The organism is Candidatus Cloacimonadota bacterium, from assembly GCA_011372345.1.
In the GTDB taxonomy this organism is placed as follows: domain Bacteria; phylum Cloacimonadota; class Cloacimonadia; order Cloacimonadales; family TCS61; genus DRTC01.
Genome location: DRTC01000356.1, coordinates 1 through 5,287, shown reverse-complemented (window position 1 = coordinate 5,287; position 5,287 = coordinate 1). Strand labels below are relative to the sequence as shown.

General features: G+C 36.0%; 5 protein-coding genes. 4 read left to right on the top strand and 1 reads right to left on the bottom strand.

The annotated features are described in order from the left end of the window. Positions 1–215: 215 nt before the first annotated feature. Positions 216–584: a hypothetical protein gene (locus ENL20_06890; protein ID HHE38282.1), complete on the bottom strand. Its 369-nt coding sequence runs from the start codon at positions 582–584 to the stop codon at positions 216–218. A gap of 323 nt (positions 585–907) precedes the next feature. Here ENL20_06890 and ENL20_06885 point away from each other — a divergent pair, with 323 nt between their 5' ends. The 4 genes from ENL20_06885 to ENL20_06870 all read left to right on the top strand — a co-directional run bounded on the left by ENL20_06885 (position 908) and on the right by ENL20_06870 (position 5,015). Next, positions 908–1,294: an MmcQ/YjbR family DNA-binding protein gene (locus ENL20_06885; protein HHE38281.1), complete on the top strand. Its 387-nt coding sequence runs from the start codon at positions 908–910 to the stop codon at positions 1,292–1,294. Positions 1,295–1,381: 87 nt separating this feature from the next. Next, a complete protein-coding gene (locus ENL20_06880; GenBank protein ID HHE38280.1) occupies positions 1,382–2,344 on the top strand; it encodes a TAXI family TRAP transporter solute-binding subunit in 963 nt (320 codons plus the stop codon). 32 nt (positions 2,345–2,376) lie between these two features. Further along, positions 2,377–4,344 carry a TRAP transporter permease gene (locus ENL20_06875; protein ID HHE38279.1) on the top strand — a complete coding sequence of 656 codons (1,968 nt, stop codon included), beginning with the start codon at positions 2,377–2,379 and terminating at the stop codon, positions 4,342–4,344. Positions 4,345–4,544: 200 nt separating this feature from the next. Further along, positions 4,545–5,015, top strand: coding sequence for a glycine zipper family protein (locus ENL20_06870; GenBank protein ID HHE38278.1), 471 nt, complete (start codon positions 4,545–4,547; stop codon positions 5,013–5,015). Positions 5,016–5,287 lie beyond the last annotated feature (272 nt).

Genomic DNA, 5,287 nt, shown 5'->3' with positions numbered 1-5,287 from the left:
GTATATGATTGTCATTATGAAAGATTCTTCCTGCTTCTCTTACGAAGAATCTACAGCATAAAAAAGAACGATCATAGTTGCTGATATTTCTTGAGAAAAGAAATCCAGCAGTTGTCGGATCGGATTGACATAGTAAATTCGAGTATCTTGTTTTATATTAAAAAAAACCTTTTACAGAATTCTCCGTAAAAGGTCTTATCCGATTTTGTATTGGATCAATGTTTCCTGATCTTCTTTTGTGTTTTTTCAGGATGTTTTTCCAGATGAAGATAGCGATGATAAGTGGAATCAGCAAATTTCTTAATCACATTAGGCAGGTCTGATTTCTTCCATGTATCTTTAAAGATCGCAACATCCATCAGGTTGCTGCTAACCTTGAAATTATTTTTCTCTTGCGGATCAAAGATAATATCATCAGAATCAACCTCAAAATTCTCACTTTCAAAAACTTTATTAAGAAAATTCATAACTGTATAAGAAAAATGGTTGGTCAGATCGACCTTGTTTTCGGAATTATTGATCTTTTCCCTGATCTCGTGAATAAATTCGTTTCCTAATGTACTAAAAGAAATTTGTCCTTTCATAAATCCTCCTTAATTTTCCCATCGAGACGATGGAATAGCTGGTATATTTTCTTTTTTCTAATGTTCGCTAAGTAAATTTTTTCTTTAATCATCAAAGATAAAATATATTAATTGGATTTATATGTCAACTTTAATTTTATTTATTTTTCAGGATTTGATACTTGACTAAAATGCAATCCATTTTGATTTCAACTTTGCGGAAGTTGTCGTCGAGACTCGGCTTCATAACGAATTATTAATGATGGAGTTGAGTCGAAAAAAATAACGAAATTCTTTAATTGGAATTTCATGAAATTTTTTTTACTCGAAGTTGGGAGGAGCAGATTTATGCTCAATTCAGATTTTATCAGAAATACAGCCTGCAGAAGTCAGGTGTTACAGAAGATTTTCCCTTTGATGATGAAACATTAGTGATGAAAGTCTGCAATAAAATGTTCGTCTTGTTCGGAAGTGAAAAACCATTGCGGATTAACCTGAAATGCGATCCAGTCACTGCAATTGGTTTGAGAGAAAAATTCAAATCTATAATTCCCGGTTATCATATGCATAAAAAGCATTGGAACACTGTCATCATCGACGGTTCGATCCCTGATGAGATAATATTAGGAATGATCGACGATTCTTATGAACTTGTTTTTAAAGGTTTGAAAAAATCTGAAAAACTCACTCTAACTCAAACTTTAGAAAAGAGAAATGACAGCAGATTTTAATAAGATTAAGTAAATTTACATGTTCCCAAATTTCTCCCTTCCCCTCACAGGAGAAAGGCTGGGGATGATGTAAAAAGGAGAAAATATATGAAAACAAAAATTATCATTTTATTGATCTTAACCAGTTTATTATCAGTAAATTGTTCCAGGCAACAAACCAAATTTGTAACTATCGGAACTGGTGGTGTAACCGGAGTCTATTATCCAACTGGAGGAGCGATCAGCAGGATGATCAACCAGAAATTCGAAGAATACCAGATCAAAGCAACAGTCGAATCAACTGGAGGATCTGTTTACAATATCAATGCTGTATTGAGTGGAGACCTGGATTTCGGTATTGCTCAATCGGATCGGCAATATCAAGCATACAACGGATTAGCTGAATGGTCTGATAAAGGAAAGCAGACAGATTTGAGAGCTGTTTTTTCCATCCATCCGGAATCGATCACTTTAATTGCTTCCGAAAAGAGCGGAATCAACAGTTTGTCGGATTTGAAAGGAAAAAGAATAAATCTTGGAAATCCTGGTTCCGGTCAGCTGCAAAATTCACGAGATGTTTTGAAAGCGTTAGGACTTGATGAAAAAGATTTTAATGCTGAATTCGTGAAAGCAGTGGAAGCTCCTGGACTTCTGCAGGATGAAAGGATCGACGCTTTTTTCTACACGGTCGGTCATCCCAATGGGAATATAAAAGAAGCGACTTCCGGTCGCATAAAAGTTAGGATAATTCCGATAACCGGACCTGAAATCGATAAAATGCTGGAAGAATATCCCTATTATGCAAAATCAGTGATTCCTAAAGAATTTTATCCAAATTCTCTGAACGCTGAAAACATTAACACGATCGGAGTGAAAGCAACTTTTATTACTTCTCAAAATGTCAACGAACAGATAGTTTACGCCATTACTAAAGAGGTTTTTGAAAATCTGGAGGAATTTAAGAAACTGCATCCAGCATATAAAGTTCTAACGAAAGAGAATATGCTGAAAGGTCTTTCCGCTCCGCTTCATGAAGGAGCTTTGAAATATTTTCAGGAAAGAGGTATGTAACACATTTTTATAAAATGTGAAAACTTTCATCAATGAATTCAATCAATAAAAAAATAATACATTTGCTGGCAGTTCTCTGGGCATTGTTCCAGCTTGCTTTACCGAAATTCATCATTTTGGATAGTCTTATAGTCAGGGCAATTCATCTGGGTTTTGCTGTAAGTTTGGTTTTCCTTTCCGTCCCGATCTTCAAACAAAAAGGAGAAATCGAATACAAAAAAGAAAATATCCCTTTATATGACTGGTTGTTAGGAATTATCGGTGTTCTTGCTGTTTTATATATTATTTTGGATTGGACTGGAATTTCCATGCGTGCTGGTAGGCCAATTTTAAGGGATATTTTTATCAGCGTTATTTTGATCCTTTTAGTTCTGGAAGCAGCTCGCAGGATTATCGGTCCTGCACTTTCGATCATCGCAATTTTATTCACGATCTATGCTTTTCTCGGACCTTACATGCCTTCCATCTTTGCTTTCAAAGGAGTTTCCCTCACTAAATATATCAGCCAGATTGCTCTCTCGATGGAAGGAATTTACGGAATTCCGCTCGATGTTTCGGCAAATACTGTTTTCCTCTTTGTCCTGCTGGGATCCATGCTGGAAAAGGTTGGAGCAGGACATTTCTTTAATGATCTGGCAATTTCGCTCCTGGGAAAATACAAAGGCGGTCCTGCCAAAGCAGCAGTTGTTTCCAGCGGTTTAACAGGTTTGGTTTCCGGATCGAGCATTGCAAATGTCGTTACCACCGGAACTTTTACCATTCCTTTGATGAAGAAGGTCGGATATCCGGGCAAGATCGCAGCAGCGACAGAAGTTGCTGCCAGTACGAATGGACAATTAATGCCACCGATAATGGGAGCAGCGGCTTTTATTATTGCGGAATATTTGGGAATTTCATATCTGGAAGTTGTAAAAGCAGCAGCAGTCCCGGCAATTGTTTCTTATTTTGCCTTGTTTTATATTACACATTTAGAAGCTTCAAAACTTGGAATGACAGGACTTCCAAAACCGGATATACCCCGATTTTTCGATGTTCTGAAAAAAGGATTTCATTACCTGATTCCACTTTTAATTCTGATTTATGAATTATTAATTGCTCGACACACTCCCAAACTTGCTGCTTTTAATGCTATCATTTCTTTGATCATAATTGTAATCTTGAAAGAAATCATTAATGCCTTTCAAAAGAAAAGAAATATATTACAGGCATTTCTAAATTCCCTCAAAATCTTATTGAACGGAATGCAAGCAGGTTCAAAGAATATGCTTTCCGTAGCTCTCGCAACTGCAACTGCTGGAATTGTTGTGGGAATTGTTACCATGGGAATTGGCAGTATGATCGTACAGATCGTAGAGGTGATTTCCGGCGGGAACATTTTCCTGCTTCTGATCATCACTGCGATTGCCAGTCTTATTCTCGGAATGGGACTTCCGACAACTGCAACATACATTGTTATGGCATCCATCACAGTTCCGGTGATCATCAAGTTAAGTGCGATCCATTCTATCAATCCGATTCCGGCAATCTCGGCTCATCTTTTCTGTTTCTATTTTGGAATACTGGCGGATGATACTCCACCAGTTGGTTTAGCTGCTTATACTGCTGCTGCTATTGCAAAATCCGATCCCATCAAAACCGGAATTCAGGGTTTTATTTATGACCTGCGAACTGCTGTCATTCCTTTTATGTTCGTATTTAATCCTGAACTTGTTCTTTATAATATTACAAACATTTTCCAGATATTTTTAATTTTTGGAATGGCAGTTATCGGAGCTTTTGCGTTTACAAATGCAGTTCAAGGCTGGTTCATCAAAAAAAATAAATGGTACGAAATTCCCATTTTTCTGTCTTCCTCTTTAATTTTGTTCTATCCTTCGAGCCTGACAAAAACATTTCATCTCGACTCTGGTTTGCGATATTATATGTATTTTGTTGGACTTATTTTGTATGTTTTTGTTTTTGGAATTCAGAAGATGAGGAAGAATGATTTGATAATATGAAATAGATAATTAGTATCTGAACGAAAATTCGATTTTCTCGCAAAAAGGAAACTTGACTTAAGACGAAGTCTTGAGTTAAGTTGACTGGCATCAACGGATTAGAAAACTTAAATCAAGCCAGCTAAAGCAAACTTAATTCAAGTTTTCAGTAATTCCGGTGGTTTTCGTTCAAGCACTAATTAGGAAATTGGGGGATTGAGATGTCATCACACAAAGAATGGCTGGAAGAAGTTACTTTCCAGATAAATAAGCATAAATCAAATTTCACTGAAAATGAGATCAAAAAATACAAGTTAGATCGACTTCTGGAATTATCGGAAAAAGTTGCAGAAAATTCGGAGTATTGCGTTGATTGTATTTCCTTCCAACCGGAAATTTTGGGAATTGTCGATGATGTCGGATATTTCACAAAAAGAATGACAGAAGCAAAAGTTCCTGCTGAAGTTAAAAGGAATTATTTCAAAGTAATTGATAAAATTTATCAGCATTTGGAGAGAAAACATTCTGTAAGAATACCAGGTTCATCTCCAAAAAAGAAAAACCAATATATTGGAGCAGGAATTGCTATCGGAGTTGTGATCGGGATCGTTATCGATAATATCGGATTGGGAATCGCGATTGGGATTGCTTTGGGAGCGATTGCTAAAAAGTATAAGAAAGTTGATGAATGAACAATGAAAACTTGCCAAATTTTAAAAATTTGGCAAGTTTACAATAAATTATTATCATTCCCAATCCCCGATTGGGAATGCAATATAGAACAAAACCCCTGTTGTGTAATATTTTATCTACAGAATAATCGGGTTTGAAGAAGTTACCAATCAGGGGATTGGTAACAATTATTAATTGATATACAAAATATATTATCATTCCCAATCCCCGATTGGGAATGCAATATAGAACAAAATCCCTGTTGTGTAATATTTTTATCTACAGAATAATC